The sequence below is a fragment of the Streptomyces carpinensis genome, from assembly GCF_002154505.1.
Taxonomy (GTDB): domain Bacteria; phylum Actinomycetota; class Actinomycetes; order Streptomycetales; family Streptomycetaceae; genus Streptomyces; species Streptomyces carpinensis.
Genome location: NZ_MUBM01000547.1, coordinates 1 through 1,399 on the forward strand (window position 1 = coordinate 1; position 1,399 = coordinate 1,399).

Here is a 1,399-nt window from a genome sequence, read left to right on the forward strand (position 1 = left end):
GGTGAACCAGGTCCGTGCCGCGGTCCGTTTCTCCGATGCCGTACGGACGGTCGAGGAGTCCGGTGTCCGTACGCTCCTGGAGCTGGGCCCCGATTCCGTACTCACGGCGCTGGCGCAGCAGACGCTGGAGTCGGGCGAGGCGGTGCTGGCGCCGGCGCTGCGCAAGGACCGTCCCGAGGCCGAGACGCTCGTCGCCGCGGTCTGCCGACTGTATGTCTCGGGCACCGACATCGACTGGAATGCCTACTTCGAGGGCTCCGGCGCCCGCCGTGTCGATCTGCCGACCTACCCCTTCCAGCGGCGCCGCTACTGGGTCGACGCCGTGACCGCGACCGGAAATGTCTCCGCCCTGGGCCTGACGGCGCCCCAGCATCCCCTGCTCGGTGCGGTGGTGTCCCTCGCGGACTCCGGTGGTGCGGTGCTCACCGGACGGCTGTCGGCCACGGCCCAGCCGTGGCTCGCCGACCACACCGTCAAGGGGGCCGTGCTCTTCCCGGGGGCAGGCTTCGTCGAGCTGGCGGTGCGCGCCGGTGACCAGGTCGGGTGTGGTGTGCTGGAGGAGCTGGCGCTTCAGGCGCCGCTGGTCCTGCCGGAGCGTGACGGTGTCGCCGTCCAGGTGGTGGTCGGGGCTGCCGATGGTTCCGGGCGGCGATCGGTGAGCGTGTACTCGCGTCGGGAGGACCAGGCCGATCTGCCGTGGACGCTGCATGCCGATGGTGTGCTGGCGCCGGAGGCGGCGGAGGGTGCCGGGTTCGAGTTGGCCGCCTGGCCGCCGGCCGGTGCGGCTGCGCTGGATCTGGAGGGTGCGTACGAGGTTCTGGCGGAGCGCGGGTTCGGTTACGGCCCGGTGTTCCAGGGGCTGACGGCGGCCTGGCGGCGCGGTGACGAGCTGTACGCCGAAGTCGCCCTGCCGGAGGACACGGATCCCAAGGGATTCGGGGTGCATCCGGCGCTGCTGGACGCGTCCATGCACGCGGCCCTGGTCGACGGACCGGCCGACGAAGAGACCACCCTGCCGTTCGTCTGGCGGAACGTCTCCCTGTATGCCTCCGCCGCCTCACACGTCCGGGTACGGCTCACCCGGCCGACCCCGGACAGCCTCTCACTCCGGATCGCGGACGCCACCGGCGCGCCGGTCGCCTCGATCGGCGCCGTCGTCGGACGGCCGGTGACGGAGGCGCAGCTGCACGGGGCACCGGAGGACCCGCTGTACAACGTCGAGTGGCGGACAGCGGCTGTCGACGACGGCGGCCGGGAGGACTGGGTCGCCTGGGAGGAGCTCGCCGACGGTGGTCCGGTGCCTGCGTATGTGGTGTTGGAGTGTGTGCCGCAGGACGGGGTTGATGTTCCGGCTGCTGTGCGGGGGCTGTCGGAGCGGGTGCTGGCGGTGGTGCAGCGG

The 1,399-nt window shown here is 72.3% G+C and carries 1 protein-coding gene; it reads left to right on the plus strand.

Annotated elements, in window-relative coordinates; genetic code table 11:
• On the plus strand, positions 1 to 1,399 hold a 1,399-nt coding region (locus tag BZY54_RS45740; RefSeq protein WP_208640966.1), incomplete at both ends, for a polyketide synthase dehydratase domain-containing protein.